Genomic DNA, 23788 nt, shown 5'->3' on the forward strand with positions numbered 1-23788 from the left:
ATTCTCCCAATTACAAATCTCATTATACGATGCCCAAACGGTCCCAAGTCGAACCGTCCGGCCGTGCGCGCGCAAGTGTCGGCGCACCGCGGCCCGACGCGCCGACGCCGCTGCTCGGCGGCCTGACGCCCGCGCAATTCATGCGCCGATACTGGCAGAAAAAGCCCTTGCTCATCCGTCAGGCAATACCCGACGTCACGGCGCCGCTGTCGCGCGACGCGTTGTTCGAACTGGCCGGCGACTACGATGCGGAAGCGCGCCTCATCACGCACTTTCGCAACCGCTGGCAACTCGAGCACGGCCCGTTCGAGGCCGAGCAGTTGCCGAGCGTCACGCGCCGCGCGTGGACGCTGCTGATCCAGGGGCTCGACCTGCACGACGACAATGCGCGCGCGCTGCTCGAACGCTTCCGCTTCATCCCCGACGCGCGCCTCGACGACCTGATGATCTCGTACGCCACGGACGGCGGCGGCGTCGGGCCGCACTTCGACTCGTACGACGTGTTCCTGCTGCAGGTTCACGGCAAGCGCCGCTGGCGCATCGGCGCGCAAACCGACCTGTCGCTGCAGACGGGCGTGCCGCTCAAGATCCTCGAACACTTCGAACCGACCGACGAATGGGTGCTGGAACCGGGCGACATGTTGTACCTGCCGCCCCACATCGCCCATGACGGCCTCGCCGAGGGCGAATGCATGACCTGCTCGATCGGCTTCCGCGCGCCGTCCGCGGGCGAGCTGGGCGCGCAGTTCCTCTATCATCTGGCGGAGCGCGGCGGCGTGCGCACGGGCGCGCGCGCCGACGCGGCGTACCGCGATCCGGGCCAGCCGGCCGTGGACACGCCCGCGCAACTGCCGCCCGCGATGGTCGAGCGCGTGACGGCCATGCTCTCCAGCATCAAATGGAGCGATCGCGACATTGGTGAATTCCTCGGTTGTTATCTGAGCGAACCCAAACCGAACGTCGTTTTCGAGCCCCCCGCCCGCGTGCTCGGCGAGGCCGCCTTCGCGGCCCGGGCGGCCCGCGAAGGCTTACGACTCGACAGAAGGACCGCGTTGTTGTATAACGCGCGCTCGTACTTCATCAACGGCGAGGAAAACCCGCTTCAAACGGCCTCAAAATGGCTGCCGGAGGTGGCCAATACTCGCCAGATGGGGGCGAAACGCTTTGTAACACTATCTGGCGACCCTGCAATGACAGCCTTGCTGCACGAATGGTATCGTGCGGGCTGGATACGGGTCGGCAAGCTGGAGTAAAGTTGCTGATTCGTCAGCCCATGCAAAGCGGAATTTGTATGGGAAAGACAACGTATTGACCCCGGATTTGTCGACGGTCGATAGGAAAGTGCATATAATTTCCGCCCAAGCCGTAGGGAAGATTCACGCTCTTGAAAGTGCATCTCCACCAGCGGCCCAGGTCGGTGTTGGAGCACATTACCGGTATTGTTTCGCGCTGTTGCTTACCTTTAACCATAAAAGGACGTGATCATGAAGAAATCCCTCCTCGTAGCTTCCCTGTTGGCTGCTGTTGCACTGGCTGCGTGCAACAAGAGCGCTGATCAAGCTGCTTCGGCTGCTAGCGACGCTTCGGCTGCTGCTGCTTCGGCTGCTTCGACGGCTGCTGCTGCAGCGACGGACGCTGCTTCGAGCGTGTCGGCTGCTGCAAGCGATGCAGCTGCTGCAGTGGCGTCGGCTGCTTCGGCAGCGACGGCCGCTCCGGCTTCGGGCGCAAGCCAGTAAGTCGCAGGGTCAGCATCAGCTGAAAAAAACCGGCCTTCGGGCCGGTTTTTTTATGGGCGCGAAAAACGCGCCACGCATCGCCACTGAAAGCCTAACGCAAGCAGAGCCAATCAAATCCGTCGCTCTGCGACGCCACCCGCACGTCGTCGGGCTGCCCGCCCAGCGCCCCCGCGAGCCCCGCCTGCGCCAGCTCCGGCAGGTTGTTCTGCTGACTCAGGTGAGCGGCGACCACATGCTGCAGGCGCGTGCGATCGAGCGACGCGAGAATCTCCGCCGCCGCCTCGTTGCTCAGGTGGCCGTGATTGCCCCCGATCCGGGCCTTCAGCGAGGCCGGATAGCGGCTGCCCGCCAGCATGGCGACATCATGGTTGGATTCGAGCACGAGGCCGTCGCAGCCGCCCAGCGTCGCGCAAATATGCGGCGTCGCCGTGCCGACGTCGGTCAGCACGCCAAGCCGATGCGCGCCGTCCGAAAACACGAACTGGAGCGGTTCACGCGCATCGTGGGGAACGGTGTAGGGATGCAGGCACAGATCGCCGAGCGGCGCCGCCTCGTCGCCCCACAACACGTGGAGATCGATGTCGGCCGCATCGGCGCCCACGGCGCGCGCGGTGCCCCAGCTCATGTAGAGCGGCAGCGCCGCGCGGCGCGCGAGCGTCAGCGCACTGCCGATGTGGTCGCTGTGTTCGTGAGTGATCAGGATCGCGTCGAGCTGGTCGACGCGCAGATCGAGGCGCGCAAGCCGGCGCTCGATCTCTTTCCCCGAAAAACCGCAGTCGAGCAGGACGCGCGTGGTCGTGACGCCGTCGGAGGCCTCGACGACCAGCGCGTTCCCTTCGCTGCCGCTTCCCAGGCTCGCGAAGCGCACCTCAGTTCAACTGCGCGTGCAGCAGCGAGATGATGCGCTGCGCATCGGAGGAGTTGTCGACCTGGCCGTTCGCGTCGACCACCGCGATCTGCGTCTTCGCATCGCCCTGCGGACGCACGTTGACGAGGAACTCCTTGCCAGGCTTCGCGGCCGTCGGGCCGCCGTAGAACAGCTTGCCGAACAGGCCGTCGCGCTTCAGCTCTTCCATCGAGTTGGCGTAGCGCACGTAGTAGATGCCCTTTTCGCGATCGCGATTGTCGACCGTGAAGTTGGTGCGGTCGAGCGCGAGGCCGACGCGCAGCCAGGCGCGATCGAACGACTCCGACAGGTCGAGGGTCGCGCCGGAATCCACCACCGTCGCGGGCGCCGTCGCCGGACGCGCTTCCGTCAGCAGTTGCTTCGCCTGCGCGTCGGTCAGCCCGAACTTCTCCATCAGCTTCGCGAGGAACACGGCTTCCAGCACCGGATTGCGCGGACGCTCCTCCCAACGCGACGAGGTGCCGCCCTGCGGCCCCGTCATCATTTCCTCCATCGCGCTGTGCGTGATCGAGATGTCGGTGTTGCCGTCCGCGGTGCGCGTGACGAGCGTGCGGAAGCGGTCGCGCGTGCCCGACGAGTAGACGAAATCGATCACGCGGCCGATCGAGCGGCGGAACCAGTCATCCGGAATGTTCGCGCGGTTTTCCGCCCAGTCGGTCGCCATGATGCCGGTGGCGGGCGCATCGGTCTTCAGCGAGAAGCCGTTGTCCTGCCAGAATTCCTTGAGCTGCGGCCACAGCTGCTCCGGCGTGCGGCCGTCGACCACGAGCCAGCGATGGTCGCCGTCGCGCTCGACGTGCATGCCGTACGGATCGCGCGCGCTCGGCTGCCCTTCCGTCGCGTTGCCGGCCGGCGTCACCTGGCGCGTCGGCGCCGAGCCGAGGCCCGAATTGGTCGGCGGCGCGACATACGCGGGCGTGAGCGGCACCGCGCTCAGATCCTGCGGCACCGCGAGCGGCGGCGCCGCGCCGGTCGACTTGTAGTTGACCCGGTCGGGCGCGAGATAGTCGTTCAGCGTGTCACAGCCGGCGAGCGCGCCCAGCGCGAACGCGACGATCGCAACCTGGAGGGCGCGCGGGGAAAAGGCGAAATGTTTCATGAAGTCCTTCGTCTTGCTAGAACGCATGTCATGGGCGACGCCGGGCTGGTATGCCGGGTCAGTGTCGAAAAAAGCGGTGCAATACCAATGCGGCCGCCCGATGGGGCGGCCGCATCCGGCTCAACTCGGGATGCCGGCTTCGCGTAACGCGCCGCGCACGGCGTCGTGGCAGCGTTCGTCGAGCGGCGTCAGCGGCAGGCGGATACCGCCCTCGATCCGACCCATCTGCTGCAGGGCCCATTTCACCGGAATCGGATTCGCCTCGATGAACAGGTGCTTGTGCAGCGACAGCAGTTTCATGTGGATCTCGCGCGCCGTCGCGACATCGCCCGCCAGCGCGGCACGGCACAGCGCGCTCATCGCGCGCGGCGCGACGTTCGCCGTCACCGAGATATTGCCGTGGCCGCCCAGCAGCATCAGCGCGATCGCGGTCGGATCGTCGCCGCTGTAGATCGCGAAATGCGCGGGCGCGCCCTTGATCAGTTGCGCGGCGCGATCGATGTTGCCGGTCGCCTCCTTCACGCCGACGATGCCCGGCACCTCGGCGAGACGCAGGATCGTCTCGTTCGACATGTCCGCGACCGTGCGGCCCGGCACGTTGTACAGGATCACCGGCAGGTCGACCGCCTCGGCGATCGTGCGGAAATGGCGGTACATGCCTTCCTGGGTGGGCTTGTTGTAGTACGGCACCACCTGAAGCGTCGCGTCGGCGCCGACCGCCTTCGCCTGCTTCGACAGCTCGATCGCTTCCGCCGTCGAATTGCCGCCCGCGCCCGCGATGATCGGGATCCGTTTCGCCGCGTGCTCGACCGCGGTCTGGATCGTCTGGATATGTTCGTCAACCGAAACCGTCGCCGACTCCCCGCTCGTGCCGACCACGACGAGGGCATCCGTCCCCTCTTCGATATGCCAGTCGATCAGTTTGCGGAACGCCGGCAGATCGAGGCTGCCGTCTTCGTGCATCGGGGTGACGATCGCGGGGATGCTGCCGCGGATTTGAATGCCGTCTTGAGTGCCGTTAGCCATGAAGCGCGATGAATTTGAACCAGTAAACGTCGATTGTAGCGGATTAGACAGCCAGTCCGTAACGCGGAAATCCCGCCCCTGCCTGCAAAGCCTGTTCACGCACCGCGCAGATGCGCTGCACGAAGGCTGCACGCGGCGCCGCCACGAAGCCGTCCTCGAACGCGATCACGCGCAGCGTGCCGCGCACCGCGTCCAGCAATTCGCCGGGCGCGAGCAGGAATGCGGGGTTGGACGGCTTGCCCAGCGTTTGGTTGCCGTGTGCGAAGGTTTCGTACAACAAGGCCCCGTCCGGCGCGAGTGCGTCGATCAGACGCGGCAGCAGCGGACGGTGCAGGTAGTTCGTGACCACCACGGCAGCGAAGCGCGCATCGGCCGCAAGCGGCCACGGCGCCCCCTCCAGGTCGGCCGCGCGCGCGTCGACCCCCGGCAGCGCCGCGAGCGACGCCAGCGCCGCCGGATCGCGCTCGAGCGCGCAGACCGGATGACCGCGCCCGGCGAACCAGCCCGCGTGCCGGCCGTGTCCGGCGGCGACGTCGAGCACCGCGCCGCCCGACGGCACGAGCGCCGCCCAGCGGCGCACCCACTCGGAGGGTGCGGGCGGCGCGCCGCCCGACGGAGCGCCGCCCGCCATCGTCACGGATGCCGCCTGCATGCTCAGTTGTACGAGAGGCCCATGGCCTCGCGCACGTCGCGCATCGTCTCGGTCGCGTGCTTGCGCGCCTTGTCGCAGCCGTCCGCGACGATCGCGCGCAGCAGCGACGGATCGTCCATGTATTTCTGCGCGCGCTCGAGCATCGGCTGCTGCTCGCGCAGGATGCCTTCGATCACCGGCTGCTTGCAGTCGAGGCAGCCGATGCCCGCCGTGCGGCAGCCGTTCTGCACCCACTCGTGGGTGGTCGCGTCGGTGTAGACCTGATGCAGCTGCCACACCGGGCACTTGTCCGGGTCGCCCGGATCGGTGCGGCGCACGCGCGCGGGATCGGTCGGCATCGTGCGGACCTTCTTGCTGATCGTCTCCGCGTCCTCGCGCAGCCCGATCGTGTTGCCGTACGACTTCGACATCTTCTGGCCGTCGAGGCCGGGCATGCGCGACGCCGCGGTCAGCAGCGCCTGCGGCTCGACGAGGATGATCTTGCGCGCGCCTTCGAGATAGCCGAACAGGCGCTCGCGATCGCTCATCGACAGGCTCTGCGACTCCTGCAGCATCGCGCGCGCCTGCTCGAGCGCCTCGTCGTCGCCCTCCTGCTGGTAGGCGTTGCGCAGTTCGTGATACAGCTTCGCGCGCTTGCCGCCGAGCTTCTTCGCGGCCTCGAGCGCCTTCTCCTCGAAGCCCGGCTCGCGGCCGTAGAGGTAGTTGAAGCGGCGCGCGATCTCGCGCGTCATCTCGACGTGCGGCACCTGGTCCTCACCGACCGGCACGAGCGAACCGCGGTACAGCAGGATGTCGGCCGCCATCAGCACCGGATAACCCAGGAAGCCGTAGGTGGACAGATCCTTGTCCTTGAGCTTCTCCATCTGCTCCTTGTAGGTCGGCACCCGTTCGAGCCAGCCGAGCGGCGTGCTCATGCCGAGCAGCAGCGCCAGCTCGGCGTGCTCCGGCACCTTGCTCTGGATGAACAGCGTCGCCTGCGACGGATCGATCCCGGACGCGAGCCAGTCGATCAGCACGTCCCACACGTTCTTCTCGATCACCTCGGGCGTTTCGTAGTGCGTGGTCAGCGCATGCCAGTCGACCACGCAGAAGAAGCACGGATACTCGGACTGCAGTTTCACCCAGTTCTTCAGCACGCCGTGGTAATGGCCGAGGTGGAGCGACCCGGTGGGTCGCATGCCGGAAAAGATACGGTCTGGGAACATGATTGTCGTTAGAAAAGCGATGCGAATGGGGTCAGGACGGCGGTCACGACGTCGTAGCCGACGCCGACGAGCGGGCGCAGCCAGAATTTCGTCAACAGGCCGGTCGCGACGAGCGCGAGCACGATGAAGAAGCCGTACGGTTCGATCCGCGACAGCATGATCGACTGCTTCGGCGGCAGCAGCGCGGTCAGGATCCGGCCGCCGTCGAGCGGCGGCAGCGGGAACAGGTTCAGCACGCCGAGCACGAGATTCACGCCGACGCCCGCCGCGGCCATGCGCGTGAAGAACGGTTCGTCGACGCCCGCTCCGGCGAGCCCGATGCTGACGAAGCCCCACAGCAGCGCCTGCACGAAATTGCAGCCGGGGCCCGCGAGCGACACCCACAGGCTGCCCCAGCGCGGATTGCGCAGGTTGCCGAACGACACCGGCACGGGCTTCGCATAACCGAACAGGAACGCGCCGCTCGTCAGGAAATACAGCACGAGCGGGATCGCGATCGTGCCGATCGGATCGATGTGGCGCATCGGATTGAAGGACACGCGGCCCATCATGTAGGCGGTGTTGTCGCCGAGCAGGCGGGCGGCGTAGCCGTGGGCGGCCTCGTGCAGCGTGATCGCGAAGATCACGGGCAGTGCGTAGACGGCGATTGTTTGTATCAGGGAAGCATCCATAGCGCGCTATTGTAACAAGCAGGATCGGACCAGGACCGAACGGTTCGGTCAGGCATCACGCGTCAGCCGTCAGGCCGAACGGTTCGAGCGGGCCGCGCCCCGCGCGCACGAGCTGCGGCGCGTCGCCCGTCAGGTCGATCACGGTCGACGGTTCGCGCGGACACGCGCCGCCGTCGATCACGAGATCCAGCTGTTTCTCGAGCTGCATGCGAATCTCGTCGGGATCGTTGAGCGGTTCGTCGTCGGGCGGCAGGATCAGGGTCGTGCCGAGCAGCGGTTCGCCGAGCGCATCGAGCAGTGCGAGCGTGATCGCGTGATCCGGCACGCGCAGCCCGATGGTCTTGCGCGACGGATGCGACAGCCGGCGCGGCACTTCCTTGGTCGCCTGCAGCAGGAACACGTACGGGCCGGGCGTGACCGAGCGGATCAGGCGGTACTGGCGATTGTCGACCATCGCGAAATTGGCCAGCTCGGACAGATCGCGCACGAGCAGCGACAGATGCTGCTTGTCGTCGAGCTGGCGGATCCGCCGGATGCGCTCGACCGCGTCCTTGTCGTCGAGGCGGCAGCCGAGCGCATAGCTCGAATCGGTCGGCAGCGCAACCACGCCGCCCTGCTTGACGATCTCCACCGCCTGCTTGATCAGGCGCGGCTGCGGATTTTCCGGATGAATCCTGAAGAACTGGGACATGGGGGCGACGTTGAGAATGAGTACGCGAGCGCGCCGCCCCGCATCGGGCGGGGCCGCCGCGCCGCTTGCGCGGCGCTACAGCCAGCGTTCCCAGACGGGTTTGAGATCGGACGGCAGCGGCGGCAGGCTGCCAAGGTCGACACGGCCCTCGCCCGGCCCGTGGAAATCCGAGCCGCGCGACGCCTCGAAACCGAAGCGCCGGGCCACATCCGCGTATTCGCGGTACTGGTCGGGCGTGTGGCTGCCCGTCACCACTTCGATCGCGCGGCCGCCGAGGTCGATGAATTCCGCGAAGAACGCATCGAACTCGATCGGCGTGAACGCATAGCGCCCCGGATGCGCGATGATCGCCTCGCCGCCCGCCTGCCGGATCCAGCCCACCGCGTCGGCAAGCTTCGCCCAACGATGCGGCACGTAGCCGGGCTTGCCGTCGCCGAGGAAGCTGTCGAACACGTCGGCCGTCGAGGCCGCGACGCCGTGCTCGACCAGGAAGCGCGCGAAATGCGTGCGCGAGATCAGGTCGGGATTCGACACGTACTTGAGCGCGCCCTCGTACGCGCCGGGAATGCCGAGCGCCTCGAGCTGCTCGCCGATCGCGACCGCGCGCGCCGCGCGCCCGTGCCGGGTGCGGTACAGGCCGTCGACGAGCGCCGGGTGAGCCGGATCGAGATTGAGGCCGACGATGTGCACGGTGCGCGACGCCCAGGTCACCGAGATCTCGACGCCGCTCAGATAACGCATGCCGAGCGCCTCCGCGGTCGCGCGCGCCTCCTGCTGTCCGCCGATCTCGTCGTGGTCGGTCAGCGACCACAGCGTGACGCCGCCCGCATGGGCGCGGCGCGCGACGTCGACGGGCGACAGCTGGCCGTCGGAAACATTGGAATGGCAGTGGAGATCGGCGTTCATCATCGGCATGGAAGGTTCCCAGCCATTCTACTGCAATGCGACAATCCGCCCCTGCCCCTCGCACGTCGACTTACGCGCAGAATGCCTCGATCAGCGCGGCGATCTGCTCGGGCTGGTCGTGATGGACCATGTGGCCCGCGTCGTCGACATACTTCTCGCGCCAGTCCGGGAACGCAGCGAAGCGCGCCTTGAACTCCGCCAGCGGGATCTCGCCCGCGAGCTGCGCGAGGGTCGGCGAGTTCACCGCCTCGACGTGCAGCACCTTCGCGCGCACCTGCGCCCAGCTCGCCATCACCTCGTCGAGGCGATACAGCATCGGCCCCATCATCTTGTGCGCGGGGTCCGCCAGCAGGTGATAGCGGCCGTCGTCGCGCAGCGTCGCCCAATGCCGGGCCAGGAAGGCCGCGCGGCGCGGCTCAAGGCGCGGATTGGTCTTGGTGAGGCGCGCGGCAACCTCGTCGAGCGAGGCGTACGCGCGCAACTCGGGCGGCGCATGCAGATCGTCGAGCCAGCGCCGCAGCCGCTTCGGCGCCTGCTCGGCGCGCGCCGGCGGCAGCCCGAAACCCTCCAGGTCGACCACCCGCCGCACCCGCTCGGGCCGCACGCCCGCATACAGGCACACCACGTTCGCCCCCATGCTGTGGCCGACCAGGTTCACCTCGCCCGTCGGCGTGTAGTGGTCGATCAGCGCATCGAGATCCGCGAGATATTCCTGGAACCAGTAATGACCGCCGCCGCTCGCCGCGACCGGCCAGTCGGACAGCCCGAAGCCGCGCGCGTCGGGCGCGAGCACCTGCCAGTCGCCCGCGAGCGCGTCGACGACGAACTGGAACGACGCCGCGACATCCATCCAGCCATGCAGCATGTAGAGCGTCGGCGCATCGGGCCGCCCCCAGCGCCGGACGTGCAGTTTGACGCCACGCACGGTGACGAAGTCGGATGCGGATTGGATGGGATTCATCGCCGGGGCCAAAAAAGAATGGTCGTTCGATTATATCGGGCGCGGTGCGGCTGTACAGCGCGCGGATGTGCCCGTCTATCGAGGCCGCGCTCTAGGCGCGCTCGGGCGCGGACGGCTCGGCGTCCTGCGCCGCGAGCGCCGCCAGTTCCACGTCGTCGAAGCCGGCATCGCGCCGCGCGTCGAAGTTGAACGGGCCGCGCAGGCGCGGTGCATGGTGGGTTTCGGCAAGCCGCAGGTAGGTCACATGAGGGTCGAGCCCCGTCTGCGCGCACAGATGGCGGAACCACTGATTGCCGATCCGCACGTGGCCGATCTCGTCGCGCAGGATCACGTCGAGGATCGCCGCCGACGCCATGTCTCCGGCCTGCGCGAGCCGCGCGCGGATCGGCGGCGACGCGTCGAGCCCGCGCGCCTCCAGCGTGCGCGGCACGAGCGCCATGCGCGCGAGCACGTCGGCCGCGGTGCGTTCGCACATCTCCCACAGCCCGTTGTGCGCGGAAAAATCGCCGTACGCGTGGCCGAACTCGGCGAGACGCGCCACCAGCAGCGTGTAGTGATGCGCCTCTTCCGCCGCGACTTTCAGCCAGTCGGCGTAGAACGCCTCGGGCATGCCGCCGAAGCGCCAGACCGCGTCGAGCGCCAGATTGATCGCATTGAACTCGATGTGCGCGAGCGCGTGCAGCAGCGCGGCGCGCCCCGCTTCCGAGCGCATGTTGCGTCGCTGCAACTGGCGCGGCTCGACCAGCTCGGGCCGCGCCGGCCGCCCGGGCAGGCCGGCCGGCTCGGCCGGCGTGCGCGCCGGATCGGGCGTCGCGCAGCCCGCCTGACAATCCGCCCACAGCGCGCGCACCTGCGCGCACTTCGCCGTGGGATCGGTCTCGCGCAGCGCAGCGAGCGCCGCGTCGCGCAGGCCGCGCGCCGGGACGGAGGATAAATTCGGGACGGACATGAGGAATCCACGTCGAGGCGCGCCGGGAAGCTGCGCGCGCAAGCGTTTACAATAGGCGGTCAGGCCGGCGCGCCCAGCGCGCGCCGCACCTGGCGCCATTGTACCGGCGCCCAACCAGATCAATCGGAGACTTCGTGACCATCTACAAGCTCGGCGATACCGCCCCGACCATCCATGAAAGCGTCTTCGTCGCGGATACCGCGGCGATCATCGGCCAGGTCGTTCTCGAGGAGAACGCGAGCGTGTGGTTTGGCGCGACGATCCGCGGCGACAACGAGCCGATCAGGGTCGGCGCCGGCAGCAACGTGCAGGAAGGCGCGGTGCTGCACACCGACCCCGGCTGCCCGCTGACGATCGCGCCGAACGTCACGATCGGCCACCAGGCGATGCTGCATGGCTGCACGATCGGCGAGGGTTCGCTGATCGGGATTCAGGCGGTGGTCTTGAATCGCGCGGTGATCGGCCGCAACTGTCTGGTTGGCGCGGGCGCCGTGATCACGGAAGGCAAGACCTTCCCGGACAATTCGCTGATCCTGGGCGCGCCCGCCCGGGTCGCGCGCACCTTGTCCGACGAGGAGATCGCGAGCCTGCATGTGAACACGCGCAATTACGCCGAACGGCGTGCGTATTTCAAGGAGCAGCTCGTGCGGATCGGCTAGGCCGACTGCCCGCGCGAGCTGTCCGACTAGCGAGGAAAAAGAGTGAGCGACCAGTTACAGAAATTCATGTTCAGCGCGGCCCCGGTGCGCGGCGAGATCGTCTCGCTGAGCAATACGTGGCAGGAAGTCCTGACGCGCCGGGACTACCCGGCCCCGGTGCGCACCATGCTCGGCGAGATGATGGCCGCCTGCGCGCTGCTGTCCGCGAACCTGAAGTTCGACGGCATGCTCATCATGCAGATCTTCGGCGACGGCCCGGTCAAGATGCTCGTGGTGCAGTGCGGATCGGATCTGTCGATGCGCGCGACCGCGAAGTTCTCGGACCAGGTCGCGGCAACGATCGGCGACGACGTGGGCTTCGCCGAGCTGATCAACGCGAGCGGCCACGGCCGCTGCGTGATCACGCTCGATCCGGCCGACAAGCGGCCCGGCCAGCAGCCGTACCAGGGCATCGTGCCGCTCAACGGCGAACATGGCCCGCTCGAATCGATCGCGCAGGTGCTCGAGCATTACATGCACCATTCCGAGCAGCTCGACACGCGCCTCTGGCTCGCGGCCAACCGCGACCGCGCCGTCGGCATGCTGCTGCAGAAGCTGCCCGGCGACGGCGGCATCGTGCCACGCGCGAACGAAACCGATGTGGATACCTGGGAACGGGTCTGCACGCTCGGCGGCACGCTGTCCTCGAAGGAACTGCTCGAAGTGGAACCCGAGACGGTGTTTCGGCGTCTGTTCTGGCAGGAGAACGTGCAGCACTTCGAACCGGCCGCGACGCGCTTCCAGTGCACCTGCTCGCGCGGCAAGGTCGGCTCGATGCTGCGCATGCTCGGTCGCGAGGAAGTCGACGGCGTGATCGAGGAGCGCGGCCACGTCGAGATCCACTGCGAATTCTGCAACCAGCGCTACGAGTTCGACCCCGTCGACATTGCGCAATTGTTCGCGGCGCCCGCGCTCGACACGGGTGTCGCCCCCGCCGCCGACCAGCGGCACTGACGTCCGCCGCGCCCCGTCCCGGGGCGTCGGCCGGCGCCGGATCGTCGTCGTTGTTGGAGATGCCAAGATGAAACCGTCTTACCGCCGCACCGCGCCGCTCGTCGCGCCCCTTGCGGTCACCCTCGCGCTCGCGGGCTGCGCGGTCGAGCCGCCGTCGACGCTGCTGAGCCGCCTGCCGGACGGCCAGCCCGGTGCGGCCGGCCCGGCTCACCCGCTCACGCCCGACGAACGCAAGCGTTTCGACGCGATCGATCGGCAGGTGCTCGCCGAGCAGAACCGGGCCATCACCGCCGACGCCGCCGCGCGCGCCTGGAGCTACTACACGCCGCCGCCCGTCACCTACTACGGCGGCTATTACGGCCGGGGCGGCTGGGGCAGCGGCATCGGCTACAGCTATCCCGGCTGGTGGTGGTAAAAACGCACGTCCGATTAACAAGCCGCAGGAAATAAAAAGCGCGACTCGCAAGTCGCGCTTTTTATCATGGGATCCGAAGCATCAGCCGTCGTGGTGCGCGGGTTTCGCCGCCTTGTTCGCATGCCGCTTGTCGGGCTTCGCGCGCGACTCCGGATTCGGCACCACGCGCACCGGCGCGGCCGACACCTCGCCGCGCGTCGACGTCGCCGCCATCTGCGCGCCGCTCGCCGCGAGCGCCGGCGCGTTCGGCGAGACGAACTGCACGAACACCTCGCTGTCCTTGACCATGCCCATCTCGTAGCGGGCGCGCTCCTCGATCGCCGCGGTGCCGTTTTGCAGATCCTGCACCTCGCCGCCGATCCGCTCGTTGCGCAGCTTCTCGTCGGCGTTGCGCTGCAACTGGTCGCTCAGCTGCTGGCGCAGCTCGTGTACCCGCAGCCAACCGCCGTGCCCCCACCAGAGAGGGTACTGAATCAACGCCAACAGGGCGATCAGAACGACGGTAACAAGCCGCATGAATGAACCGCAGATATAAGAATCGCCGCTCTGCGAGGATCACAGAGCGGCGTCATCGATGACAAGGACCGATAGTAACGCGTTAGCGCAAGTTATAGAACGCCGACTTGCCCGGATAGCTCGCGATGTCGCCGAGGTCCTCTTCGATGCGCAGCAGTTGGTTGTACTTCGAAATGCGGTCGCTGCGCGACAGCGAACCCGTCTTGATCTGCCCCGCGTTCAGGCCGACCGCGATATCGGCGATCGTCGAATCCTCGGTTTCACCCGAACGATGCGAAATCACCGCCGTGTAGCCCGCGCGCTTGGCCATCTCGATCGCCGCGAACGTTTCGGTCAACGTACCGATCTGATTGATCTTGATGAGGATCGAGTTCGCGATGCCCTGATCGATGCCTTCCTTCAGGATCCGCGTGTTCGTGACGAACAGGTCGTCGCCGACCAGCTGCACCTTCTTGCCCAGACGCTCGGTCAGCAGCTTCCAGCCGGCCCAGTCGCCTTCGTGCATGCCGTCCTCGATCGACACGATCGGGAACTTGTCGGCGAGCGTGGCGAGATAGTCGGTGAATTCCGCCGACGACAGCTGCAGGCCTTCGCCCGCGAGCTGGTACTTGCCGTCGTGGTAGAACTCGGACGCCGCGCAATCGAGCGCGAGCAGCACGTCCTCGCCCGCGCGGTAGCCGGCCTTCTCGATCGCCTGCAGGATCATCGACAGGCACTCGTCGTTGCTGCCGAAGTTCGGCGCGAAGCCGCCCTCGTCGCCCACGGCCGTGCTCATGCCGCGATCCGACAGGATCTTCTTCAGCGCGTGGAACACTTCCGCGCCGCAACGCAGCGCTTCACGGAAGGTCGGCTGGCTGACCGGCACGATCATGAATTCCTGGATGTCCAGGCTGTTGTTCGCGTGCGCGCCGCCGTTGACGATGTTCATCATCGGCACCGGCAGCTGCATCGCGCCCGAGCCGCCGAAGTAGCGGTACAGCGGCAGGCCCGCTTCCTCGGCCGCCGCCTTCGCGACCGCCATCGACACCGCGAGCATCGCGTTCGCGCCGAGGCGCGACTTGTTGTCGGTGCCGTCCAGTTCGAGCAGCGTCTTGTCGAGGAACGCCTGCTCCGACGCGTCGAGGCCCATGATCGCCTCGGAGATTTCGGTGTTGATATGCTCGACCGCCTTCAGCACCCCCTTGCCGCCGTAACGGCCGGTTTCGCCGTCACGCAGTTCGATCGCCTCGCGCGAACCGGTGGACGCGCCCGACGGCACCGCCGCGCGGCCCATCGTGCCCGATTCGAGCAGCACGTCGCACTCGACCGTGGGGTTGCCGCGCGAATCCAGAATCTCGCGGCCGATGATATCTACGATTGCACTCATGGTTTCCTCTGAGGATGACGATGGATTCTGTCTGTCTCTACGTCTGCGGCGAGCGGCCCGCGCCCTCTGTGGACGCGTGGGCGGCCGCCGAGTTCATCAATTGAAATCGTTTTCCAGGAACGGCGTGCGCTTCACGGCCTGATCGAGCGTGACGAGCGTCTCGAGCAGCGCTTCCATGCGGTGCAGCGGCACGGCGTTCGGGCCGTCCGACTTGGCTTCGGCCGGGTTCGGGTGAGTCTCCATGAAGAGCCCGGCGACCCCCGTCGCGACCGCCGCGCGCGCGAGCACCGGCACGAATTCGCGCTGGCCGCCCGAACTCGTGCCCTGCCCGCCCGGCAGCTGCACCGAGTGGGTGGCGTCGAACACGACCGGCGCACCCGTCTCGCGCATGATCGCGAGCGAACGCATGTCGGACACGAGGTTGTTGTAGCCGAACGACGCACCGCGCTCGCACGCGAAGAAGCGGTCCTCGGACAGGCCGGCTTCGCGCGCGGCCGCCCGCGCCTTGTCGATCACGTTCTTCATGTCGTGCGGCGCGAGGAACTGGCCCTTCTTGATGTTGACGGGCTTGCCCGAGCGCGCGCAGGCGTGGATGAAATCAGTCTGGCGGCACAGGAACGCGGGCGTCTGCAGGACGTCGACCACCGACGCGACCGCCTCGATCTCCTCGATCGCGTGCACGTCGGTCAGGATCGGCAGGCCGAGCTGGCGCTTGACCTCGGACAGGATCCGCAGCCCTTCGTCCATCCCGAGCCCGCGGAACGACGTGCCGGAGCTGCGGTTCGCCTTGTCGTACGACGACTTGTAGATCAGCGGTACGTTCAGCTTCGCGCAGATTTCCTTCAGCCGGCCCGCGGTATCGAGCGCCATCTGCTCGGATTCGACGACGCAGGTGCCGGCGATCAGGAAGAACGGCCGGTCGAGACCGACTTCGAAATCGCCCAGTTTCATGCTTTCACTCCGGCCCGCGCCTGCTGGTTCGCGAGCGCGGCTTCGACAAACGACTTGAAGAGCGGATGACCGTCACGCGGCGTGGACGTGAATTCCGGGTGGAACTGCACGCCGACGAACCACGGGTGCATCGAACGCGGCAGCTCCATCATTTCCGGCAGGTCCTCGCTCGGGGTCCGTGCGCTGATGATGAGGCCGCCCGCCTCGAGTTGGGGCACCAGGCGGTTATTCACTTCATAACGGTGGCGATGGCGCTCGTTCACGTCGTTGCCATAAATCTCCGCCGCGAGCGTGCCGGGCTTGATCGGGCAGCGCTGCGAGCCGAGCCGCATCGTGCCGCCGAGATCCGACTCCTCGGTGCGCTTCTCGACCTTGCCGTCGCGGTCGTACCACTCGGTGATCAGCGCGACCACGCGGGCCGGCGTGTTCGGATCGAACTCGGTGCTGTTCGCGCCCGCCAGGCCGACCACGTCGCGCGCGAACTCGATCACCGCGAGCTGCATGCCGAGGCAGATGCCGAGGTACGGCACCTTCGCTTCGCGCGCATAGCGGATCGCCGCGATCTTGCCTTCCGTGCCGCGCCGGCCGAAGCCGCCCGGCACCAGCACCGCGTCGAGATGCGCGAGGCTCGCCGCGCCGTTGGTCTCGAGTTCCTCGGAATCGATGTACTCGATGTTGACCTTGGTCGAGGTGTGGATCGACGCATGGCGCAGCGCCTCGATCAGCGACTTGTACGACTCCGTCAGGTCGACGTACTTGCCGACCATGCCGATCGTGACTTCGTGCTTCGGATTCTGCAGCTTGTCGACGAGCCCCGCCCACATCTCGAGCTGAGCCGGCTGCGGCGACAGCTTCAATTCCTCGCAGATGATCTTGTCGAGACCCTGGTCGTGCAGCATCTGCGGAATCTTGTAGATGCTGTCGACGTCCCACACCGAGATCACGGCGTCTTCCGGCACGTTCGAGAACAGCGAGATCTTCTTCGATTCGTCGTCGGGGATGCGGCGGTCCGCGCGGCACAGCAGCACGTGCGGCGAGATACCGATCTCGCGCAGCTTCTGCACGCTGTGCTGGGTCGGCTTCGTCTTCAGCTCGCCCGCCGTCGCGATGAACGGCACGAGCGTCAGGTGGACGAAGCAGGCGCTGTTGCGGCCGAGGCGCAGGCTCATCTGGCGCGCGGCCTCAAGGAACGGCAGCGATTCGATATCGCCCACCGTGCCGCCGATCTCGACGATCGCCACGTCGGGCTCGCCGCAGGTCGCGGACGCCGCGCCGCGCTCGATGAACGCCTGGATCTCGTTGGTGATGTGCGGGATCACCTGCACGGTCTTGCCGAGATAGTCGCCGCGGCGCTCCTTGCGGATCACCGATTCGTAGATCTGGCCCGTGGTGAAGTTGTTGGCCTTGCGCATCTTCGTGCTGATGAAGCGCTCATAGTGGCCGAGATCGAGGTCGGTTTCCGCACCGTCTTCCGTCACGAACACTTCGCCGTGCTGGAACGGGCTCATCGTGCCGGGGTCGACGTTGATGTACGGATCGAGTTTGAGGAGGGTGACTTTCAGGCCGCGCGATTCGAGAATCGCGGCGAGGGAGGCGGCGGCAATCCCCTTGCCGAGGGAAGAAACTACGCCGCCGGTGACGAAAACATATTTGGTCATCGCTGAGTGCTCGCGGGAAAAACGGATTATACCGTAAAGCCCGCTCATCTCTCAGCATTCGCTCCCCGATCCTGCCCTATCGAGGTGAGTCCCCGCTCCGTTTCACGCGCACCGCGGCGCCTGCGCGCCGCCCTCCGCGATGCGCAGCGCATTGAGCATCCGCTGCAGCGCACGGGCGGTCTCGAGTGGCCGTTCCATCGGGAACAGATGGCTGCCCTCCAGCCATTCGACCCGGCCGCGCGCCGCCCGCCGCGTCGCATCGAGACCGATCTGGCGGACCTCGCGCGAGCGCGTGCCGGCGAGGAACCCGATCGGCACGGGCGCGCCGTGCGCGAGCCGCGGGCCGAGCGTGTGCGGCAGCGTGCGGTAGATCATGTACTCGACCTCGCGGTCGAATGCGAGCGCCCGCTCACCGCCGGCGCTGGTCTGCGGAATACCGTGGTCGATGTAGTCGGACAGCATCCGCTCGTCCCAGCGCGCGAACGCGGGCTTTTCGCGGAAATGCCGCCACGCGTCGTCGCGGCTCGCCCAGTGGGTGCGCCGGGTGCGCGTGGCCGCGGCGGGCGACAGCCGCTCGTCGAGCCCGGTCCACTGGCTCGCGCGCAGCGCGCTGCTGCGCCAGCCGGCGATCACCGGCGAATCGAGCATCACGACGCCGCGCACCCACTGCGGCCGCTTGAGCGCCGCCATCAGCGACAGATAGCCGCCGAGCGAGTGACCGACCAGCCAGACCGGCCGCTCGTAGCGGCCGCCGATGTCGTCGAGCAGCTGGTCGACGAGATGCGGCCAGTCGCGCGTCACCGGAAAGCGCCGGTCGTGGCCGATGCGCTCGATGTAGCGCAACTCGTACTGGTCGCCCAGCTCGGCGAAGATGGTCCGGTAAGTCGACGCCGGAAAGCCGTTCGCATGCGAGAAATGGAGGATGTCCTTCAAACGCCGCTGTCTCCTGTGATCGGGGCTCGCACCGCGTCACCGGTCCATCCAGTAGCGCCGATGCGCGTCGCGATAACGCTCGAGCTCGAGCCCATCCGCCGCCCCGGCCCGGACCTCGATGCGCACCGCGCCGTCCTGGTCGGTGCGCGGCAGCGCGATGGCGCGCCCGAGATAGCGCGCCCAGACGGTCGGGTGCGGGTGCCTGAAACGATTTGCGTAGCCTACCTGAAATACCGCGATGCGCGGCGCCACCGAATCGAGGAAAGGTTCGGTCGACGCGGTGCGGCTGCCGTGATGCGGCACCAGCAGCACCTGCGCCGCGAGCGCCGCGCGATCGCGCGCGACGAGCCGCCGCTCGGCGCGCGCATCGATGTCGCCCGTCAGCAGCGCGGCCTGCGCGCCGGCCGCGACGCGCAGCACGCAGGAACGGCCGTTCGTACCGGCCGCGCCCGGCCCGCGCTCCGGCCACAGCATCGCGAACTCGACGCCGTCCCAGTGCCAGCGCTGCCCCGCCACGCACGGCAGCCGCGCCGCGCCCGCCGCCTGCGCGGTCTGCCACAGCGGATGCGCGGGCGGCAATTCGCCCACCAGCTGCCGCACCGGCAGCGCGCCGAGCACCGCCGGCGCACCGCCCGCGTGGTCGGCGTCCGCATGGCTCAGCACCAGCGCGTCGAGCGCCGCGATGCCGCGCGAGCGCAGGTAGGGCGCGACGATCCGTTCCCCGGCATGCGTCGCCTCCGGGCCCGGACCGGCATCGAACAGCAGGCTGTGGCGCGCGGTCTCGACGAGCGCCGCGCCGCCCTGCCCGACATCGAGCACGGTCAGGCGGAATGCGCCGGGCGGCGGCGCGGATGGCGGCGGCGCGAGGCACGGCAGCCAGGCGAGCGGCGCGGCCCAGCGCAGCGGCCAACCGCGCGGCGCGAGCGCCCACAGCGTGCCGGCCGCGGCCAGCGCCAGCACGCGCCCGTCCGGGGCCGGCAGCCACCAGAGCGCGCCCGGCGCGGCGGCCAGCCATGCGCCGGCGCGCATCATCCCGGCCACCAGCAGGTGTGCAAGCCGGAATGCGAGTGCGTCGAGCGGCGCCGGCAGCACGACGCCGACCAGCACCGTCGGCGCAACGACGAGGCTGACCCAGGGAATCGCGAACGCGTTCGCGACCGGCCCGAGCAACGGAATCTGCGAGAACCACAGCAGCGTCAGCGGCGCGAGCGCGACGGTCACCGCGTACTGGGTGCGCGCCGCCTGCGCCGCACGGCGCGCGAGCCCCCGCCACGCGCCGGCGCGCCAGCGCCGCCCGCCGTGCTCCGCCGCCTCTCGCTCAGCCGGCTCGCGCGCCGGGCCGAACCGCCCGGACACGACAAACAGGATCGCCGCGACCGCGCCGAACGACAGCCAGAATCCGGGCGCGAGCACCGCCCACGGATCGGCCAGCAGCACGCAGCCGAGCGCGAACGCCAGCACCGCCGAGGGCGCGACGCGCCGCCCGCTCAGGTAGGCGACGCTCACCGCCGCGAGCATCCACCACGCGCGCTGCGCCGGCACGTTGAAGCCCGCCAGCGCCGCATAACCGGCCGCGCCCAGCAACGCGCCGAGCGCGCCGACCTGCTGCGCGGCCGCGATCAGCGGCGCGTCCCGGCCGAACCCGCGCGCGCGTCGCCACCCGGCGGCGGCCAGGCCGCCGCACAAGCCGCCGACGATGCCGATATGCAGGCCGGAGATCGCGACCAGATGGCTCGTGCCGGTGGCCCGCAGCACCTGCCAGTCCGCCGCGCGGATCCCATGCTGCGCGCCGATCGCGAGCGCGGCGACGATGCCGCGATGCGGCGCGTCGCCGAGCACGGCGCCGATCCGCGCATCCAGCGCGGCGCGGGCGCGCTCGATCACGGCCTGCCGGGCAGGCCGGCCCGGCAGGCGCCGCGCCGCCTGCGGCACGGACACATAGCCGCGCGCGCGGATGTCGCGCGCGAGCCAGCCGGCCTCGGCATCGCGCACGCCGAAATTCGCATTGCCGTGCGGCCGCCGCAACCGCACGACCAATCGCCAGCGTTCGCCGGGCGTCAGCGTGGGCGGCGCGGGCGCCGCCCCGCGCACGATCCAGGCCAGCGCGACGCGTGCGGGAAACCGCGCGCGGGCGCCGTCCGCCTCGATCGACTCGACGGCGAGCAGGAACCGCACGCCGTCGGGCCCGCGCGCGGGCAGGCCGCGCACGACGCCCGTCACGGTCAGATCGCGCCCTTCCCAGTTCGCGGGCAAGGTGACGGCAAGGCGGGCGTACGCGCGACAAGCGGCGTAGCCCGCGCCCGCGAGGCACACGGCGGCGCACAGCGCCGCGCCGGCCGCCCGTCGACGCCACCGGCCGCCCGCGCCCGCCTCGCCGCGCGCGAGCCATGCCGCACCCGCCGCCAGTCCACCGGCCAGCGCACTCCCCGCCACCCACGCGAGCGCGCCCGGAAGCGCCGCCTGCCCTTGCAGCCAGACGATCCCGAGCGCGAACGCGAGCACCCTGGTCCGCATCGCGCCTCCCGTTCGCGGGCCGCGCACCGGCCCCGTTCGTGCGGACGATTATGCGGAAGCGAGGGCGAGCCGGGGCAGCGCGGCGTGCGCGTTGGCCGAAGTGGAGAGAGCGAGTCCGGTCGCGTCGAGATCGCGCAGCGCGGCGAGCGCCGCGCCGATCGCCGGCACCTGGTCCGGCGTGTTGCGCATCCGGTAGCGCCACTCGGGCGCGATGTCGGGCGCATCGGTCTCGACGACCAGCGCGGCGAGCGGCAATTGCGCGGCGAGCCGGCGGATCTGCAGCGCGCGCTCGAACGTGAGATTGCCGCCGAAGCCCAGATGCAGCCCCTGCGCGAGATAGGCCTCGGCCTGCTGGAAGCTGCCGTTGAAGGCGTGCGCGATGCCGCGCCGCACGTTGAAACGGCGCAGGCCCGCGAGCACGCGATCCTGCGACTTGCGCACGTGGCACAGCACGGGCAGGTCGAACTCGCGCGCGAGCTTCAGCTGCGCCTGATAGAAATGCTGCTGCCGGGCTTCGTCGAGCCCCGGCACGAAATAGTCGAGCCCGATCTCGCCGATCGCGACGAAGCGCGGATCGTCGAGGCTTGCCTCGATCTCCATGCGCAGCAGGTCGAGATCGCCGTCCTGCGCATGCGGCGTATACATCGGATGGATGCCCAGCGCGTACGCGCCGCCCGGCGTCTGCTGCGCAAGCTCACGCACGATCGCGAAATTGGCGCGCCCGACGCTCGGAATCACGATGCGCGACACGCCCGCCTCGCGCGCCGCCGCCGCGACGGACGCGCGATCCGCGTCGAATTCGGCGGCGTCGAGATGGCAGTGCGTGTCGATCCACATCGCGTTACGCCGGGTGGACCGGCTCCTCGTGCAGCGTGCCGTCGCGCAGCCGCAGGATGCGGTCGCAGCGCGCGGCGAGATCCGGATCGTGGGTCACGATCACGAAGCTCGTGTCGAGCGTCTCCGACAGCTCCAGCATGAGATTGAACACGCGCTCGGCGGTCGCGCCGTCGAGATTGCCGGTCGGCTCGTCGGCGAGCACGCAGGCGGGCTTGGTCACGAGCGCGCGCGCGATCGCGACGCGCTGCCGCTCGCCGCCCGACAGCTCGCCGGGCCGGTGCTTCGCGCGATCGCCGAGCCCGACGCGGTCGAGCATGTCCTGCGCGTGATGGCGCGCCTCCTCGGTCGTCAGCCGGCGGATCCGCAGCGGCATCGCGACGTTGTCGAGCGCCGTGAACTCCGGCAGCAGGTGATGGAACTGATAGACGAAGCCGAGCGCGCGGTTGCGCAGGTCGTTGCGCTCGCGCTCGGCCAGCTGCGTGAACGGCTTGCCGAGCAGCGACACCTGCCCGGCGCTCGGCTCGTCGAGGCCGCCCAGCACGTGCAGCAGCGTGCTCTTGCCGGAGCCCGATGCGCCGATGATCGCGAGCTTCTCGCCGCGTCGCACCGATACTTCGGCATTGCTGAGCACCGAGACGTCGAGGCCGCCCTGCCCGAACACCTTGGTGATGCCGTGCGCCTCGATCACGTGGTCCCGCGCCTGCGCGCGGTGCGGAAGGGATTGATCCATAGTGTGTTCCAGAACCCGGTCATTCATAACGCAGCGCCTCCGCGGGACGCACCTTGGCGCCGCGCCAGCTTGGATAGAGGGTCGCCAGCGCCGACAGCACGAACGCCATCGCGCCGATCTTGATCACGTCGCCCGGCACCAGCTCGGACGGCAGTTCACTGATGAAGTACACCGACGGCGGCAGGAATTGCACGCCCAGCGCATGCTCGATCATCGGCACGAGCCACGGAATGCTCCACGCGATCAGGCAGCCGAGGCCGACGCCCGCCGCCGTGCCGACGAAGCCGATCGTCACGCCCTGCACCACGAAGATCTTCATGATCGAGCCGGGCTGCGCGCCGAGCGTGCGCAGGATCGCGATGTCGGCCTGCTTGTTGGTCACCGTCATCACGAGCGACGACACGAGGTTGAACGCGGCCACCGCGATGATCAGCGTCAGGATGATGAACATCATCCGCTTCTCGATCTGCACCGCGGAGAACCAGGTCTTGTTCTGCTGGGTCCAGTCGCGGATGTAGAGATCGCCCGACAGCGAACGCGACAACTCGACCGCGACCTGCGGCGCCTGCTGCATGTCCTTCAGGCGCAGCCGCACGCCGGTCGGCGCGGGCAGCCTGAACAGCACCTGCGCGTCCTGGATGTCGATCATCGCGAGCGTGCTGTCGAACTCGTAATGCCCCGACTCGAAGATCCCGACCACCGTGAACTGCTTGAGGCGCGGCATCATGCCGGCGGGCGTCATGGTGCCCTCCGGCGCGACCAGCGTCACGCGGTCGCCGACCGTCACGCCGAGATTGCCGGCGAGCGCGTCGCCGAGCACGATGCCGAACTGGCCCGGCGCGAGCGCCGCGAGCGAGCCCGCCTTCATGTCCTTGCCGACCTCGGACACCTGCGGCTCCAGCGCCGGATCGATGCCGCGCAGCATCACGCCGCTCACCGCGTCCTGCCGCGTCAGCAGCGCCTGCGCGTCGACGTACGGCGCCGTGCCGATCACGGCCGGGTTGCGGCGCGCTTCCTGCGCGGTCAGCTGCCAGTTCGGCATCGAGCCCGTCGGCGAGAACACCTCGACGTGGGCGAGCACCGACAGCATCCGGTCGCGCACCTCCCGCTGGAAGCCGTTCATCACCGACAGCACGACGATCAGCGCCGCGACGCCGAGCGCGATCCCGAGCGTCGACACCAGCGCGATGAAGGAAATGAAACCGTTGCCGGTCGTGCGTTTGCCGGCGCGCGTGTAGCGCCAGCCGATCTGCCATTCGTACGGAAGTTTCAAGCGTGTCCTTTGTGCGGGTTGCAACGGATGCGGCCGGGCCGGGCCGCGCGGGCCGGCCACCCAGGCCCGAACGGGCGGAGTGTGCCACACAATACTTAACCGGCCCTGAAATCAAGCGGGGCCGGCGCACGGCGCCGCGC

At 68.6% G+C, this 23788-nt stretch carries 24 protein-coding genes and 1 pseudogene; 5 read left to right on the forward strand and 20 right to left on the reverse strand.

Annotation, left to right across the window (positions count from 1 at the left end; genetic code table 11):
• The first annotated feature begins 29 nt into the window (after positions 1-29).
• Positions 30-1253 carry a cupin domain-containing protein gene (locus AC1RQF_RS03530; protein ID WP_274003828.1) on the forward strand — a complete coding sequence of 408 codons (1224 nt, stop codon included), beginning with the start codon at positions 30-32 and terminating at the stop codon, positions 1251-1253.
• A 55-nt stretch (positions 1254-1308) separates the two neighbouring features.
• Positions 1309-1555, forward strand: a pseudogene (locus AC1RQF_RS03535) (hypothetical protein).
• A gap of 17 nt (positions 1556-1572) precedes the next feature.
• Here AC1RQF_RS03535 and AC1RQF_RS03540 read toward each other — a convergent pair.
• From AC1RQF_RS03540 to AC1RQF_RS03590, 11 genes are all read right to left on the reverse strand, one after another.
• Positions 1573-1752, reverse strand: a complete 180-nt coding sequence (locus AC1RQF_RS03540; protein WP_252985495.1) for a hypothetical protein — start codon at positions 1750-1752, stop codon at positions 1573-1575.
• A 75-nt stretch (positions 1753-1827) separates the two neighbouring features.
• A complete protein-coding gene (locus tag AC1RQF_RS03545; protein ID WP_274003829.1) occupies positions 1828-2604 on the reverse strand; it encodes an MBL fold metallo-hydrolase in 777 nt (258 codons plus the stop codon).
• Between the two features lies 1 nt (position 2605).
• A complete protein-coding gene (bamC, locus tag AC1RQF_RS03550) occupies positions 2606-3742 on the reverse strand; it encodes an NlpB/DapX family lipoprotein (protein WP_274003830.1) in 1137 nt (378 codons plus the stop codon).
• 120 nt (positions 3743-3862) lie between these two features.
• Positions 3863-4768, reverse strand: a complete 906-nt coding sequence (dapA, locus tag AC1RQF_RS03555; RefSeq protein ID WP_492871335.1) for a 4-hydroxy-tetrahydrodipicolinate synthase — start codon at positions 4766-4768, stop codon at positions 3863-3865.
• 43 nt (positions 4769-4811) lie between these two features.
• Positions 4812-5420: a class I SAM-dependent methyltransferase gene (locus AC1RQF_RS03560; protein ID WP_492871336.1), complete on the reverse strand. Its 609-nt coding sequence runs from the start codon at positions 5418-5420 to the stop codon at positions 4812-4814.
• Positions 5421-5422: 2 nt separating this feature from the next.
• Positions 5423-6625 carry a tryptophan--tRNA ligase gene (locus AC1RQF_RS03565; protein WP_252985484.1) on the reverse strand — a complete coding sequence of 401 codons (1203 nt, stop codon included), beginning with the start codon at positions 6623-6625 and terminating at the stop codon, positions 5423-5425.
• Between the two features lie 8 nt (positions 6626-6633).
• Entirely contained in the window at positions 6634-7296 is a 663-nt protein-coding gene (locus AC1RQF_RS03570; RefSeq protein WP_274003833.1) for a site-2 protease family protein, read from the reverse strand.
• 55 nt (positions 7297-7351) lie between these two features.
• Entirely contained in the window at positions 7352-7987 is a 636-nt protein-coding gene (locus tag AC1RQF_RS03575) for an L-threonylcarbamoyladenylate synthase (RefSeq protein ID WP_274003834.1), read from the reverse strand.
• Positions 7988-8062: 75 nt separating this feature from the next.
• Positions 8063-8893 (reverse strand): 3',5'-nucleoside bisphosphate phosphatase, encoded by an 831-nt coding sequence (locus tag AC1RQF_RS03580; RefSeq protein WP_274004329.1) that lies wholly within the window; start codon positions 8891-8893, stop codon positions 8063-8065.
• Positions 8894-8963: 70 nt separating this feature from the next.
• Complete coding sequence (locus AC1RQF_RS03585; protein WP_492871337.1) at positions 8964-9854, reverse strand: alpha/beta fold hydrolase; 891 nt, start codon at positions 9852-9854, stop codon at positions 8964-8966.
• A 91-nt stretch (positions 9855-9945) separates the two neighbouring features.
• Entirely contained in the window at positions 9946-10803 is an 858-nt protein-coding gene (locus AC1RQF_RS03590) for a ferritin-like domain-containing protein (RefSeq protein ID WP_274003836.1), read from the reverse strand.
• Between the two features lie 134 nt (positions 10804-10937).
• Here AC1RQF_RS03590 and AC1RQF_RS03595 point away from each other — a divergent pair, with 134 nt between their 5' ends.
• The 3 genes from AC1RQF_RS03595 to AC1RQF_RS03605 all read left to right on the forward strand — a co-directional run bounded on the left by AC1RQF_RS03595 (position 10938) and on the right by AC1RQF_RS03605 (position 12870).
• The gene (locus AC1RQF_RS03595; protein ID WP_274003837.1) at positions 10938-11462 is read left to right on the forward strand and encodes a gamma carbonic anhydrase family protein; all 525 of its coding nucleotides are present in this window, start codon (positions 10938-10940) and stop codon (positions 11460-11462) included.
• Between the two features lie 42 nt (positions 11463-11504).
• Positions 11505-12455: an Hsp33 family molecular chaperone HslO gene (gene hslO / locus AC1RQF_RS03600; RefSeq protein WP_274003838.1), complete on the forward strand. Its 951-nt coding sequence runs from the start codon at positions 11505-11507 to the stop codon at positions 12453-12455.
• Between the two features lie 67 nt (positions 12456-12522).
• On the forward strand, positions 12523-12870 hold the full coding sequence (locus tag AC1RQF_RS03605) for a hypothetical protein (protein ID WP_274003839.1): 348 nt from the start codon (positions 12523-12525) through the stop codon (positions 12868-12870).
• An 81-nt stretch (positions 12871-12951) separates the two neighbouring features.
• Here AC1RQF_RS03605 and ftsB read toward each other — a convergent pair whose 3' ends face one another.
• The 9 genes from ftsB to AC1RQF_RS03650 all read right to left on the reverse strand — a co-directional run bounded on the left by ftsB (position 12952) and on the right by AC1RQF_RS03650 (position 23648).
• Positions 12952-13386, reverse strand: a complete 435-nt coding sequence (gene ftsB / locus AC1RQF_RS03610; protein ID WP_274003840.1) for a cell division protein FtsB — start codon at positions 13384-13386, stop codon at positions 12952-12954.
• Between the two features lie 82 nt (positions 13387-13468).
• Positions 13469-14752, reverse strand: coding sequence for a phosphopyruvate hydratase (eno, locus tag AC1RQF_RS03615; RefSeq protein WP_274003841.1), 1284 nt, complete (start codon positions 14750-14752; stop codon positions 13469-13471).
• 96 nt (positions 14753-14848) lie between these two features.
• Positions 14849-15703 (reverse strand): 3-deoxy-8-phosphooctulonate synthase, encoded by an 855-nt coding sequence (gene kdsA, locus AC1RQF_RS03620; protein WP_274003842.1) that lies wholly within the window; start codon positions 15701-15703, stop codon positions 14849-14851.
• A complete protein-coding gene (pyrG, locus tag AC1RQF_RS03625; RefSeq protein WP_492871338.1) occupies positions 15700-17361 on the reverse strand; it encodes a CTP synthase in 1662 nt (553 codons plus the stop codon). The genes kdsA and pyrG overlap by 4 nt, the downstream gene beginning before the upstream one ends.
• Positions 17362-17463: 102 nt before the next feature.
• A complete protein-coding gene (locus AC1RQF_RS03630; protein ID WP_274003844.1) occupies positions 17464-18294 on the reverse strand; it encodes an alpha/beta fold hydrolase in 831 nt (276 codons plus the stop codon).
• A 36-nt stretch (positions 18295-18330) separates the two neighbouring features.
• On the reverse strand, positions 18331-20808 hold the full coding sequence (locus tag AC1RQF_RS03635; protein ID WP_492871339.1) for a ComEC/Rec2 family competence protein: 2478 nt from the start codon (positions 20806-20808) through the stop codon (positions 18331-18333).
• A 48-nt stretch (positions 20809-20856) separates the two neighbouring features.
• Positions 20857-21645, reverse strand: coding sequence for a TatD family hydrolase (locus AC1RQF_RS03640; protein ID WP_274003847.1), 789 nt, complete (start codon positions 21643-21645; stop codon positions 20857-20859).
• A 4-nt stretch (positions 21646-21649) separates the two neighbouring features.
• A complete protein-coding gene (lolD, locus tag AC1RQF_RS03645; RefSeq protein ID WP_443111586.1) occupies positions 21650-22402 on the reverse strand; it encodes a lipoprotein-releasing ABC transporter ATP-binding protein LolD in 753 nt (250 codons plus the stop codon).
• Positions 22395-23648 (reverse strand): lipoprotein-releasing ABC transporter permease subunit, encoded by a 1254-nt coding sequence (locus AC1RQF_RS03650; RefSeq protein WP_274003849.1) that lies wholly within the window; start codon positions 23646-23648, stop codon positions 22395-22397. The genes lolD and AC1RQF_RS03650 overlap by 8 nt, the downstream gene beginning before the upstream one ends.
• Positions 23649-23788: the final 140 nt, after the last annotated feature.

Source organism: Burkholderia sp. GW821-FHT14F03 (assembly GCF_058803765.1).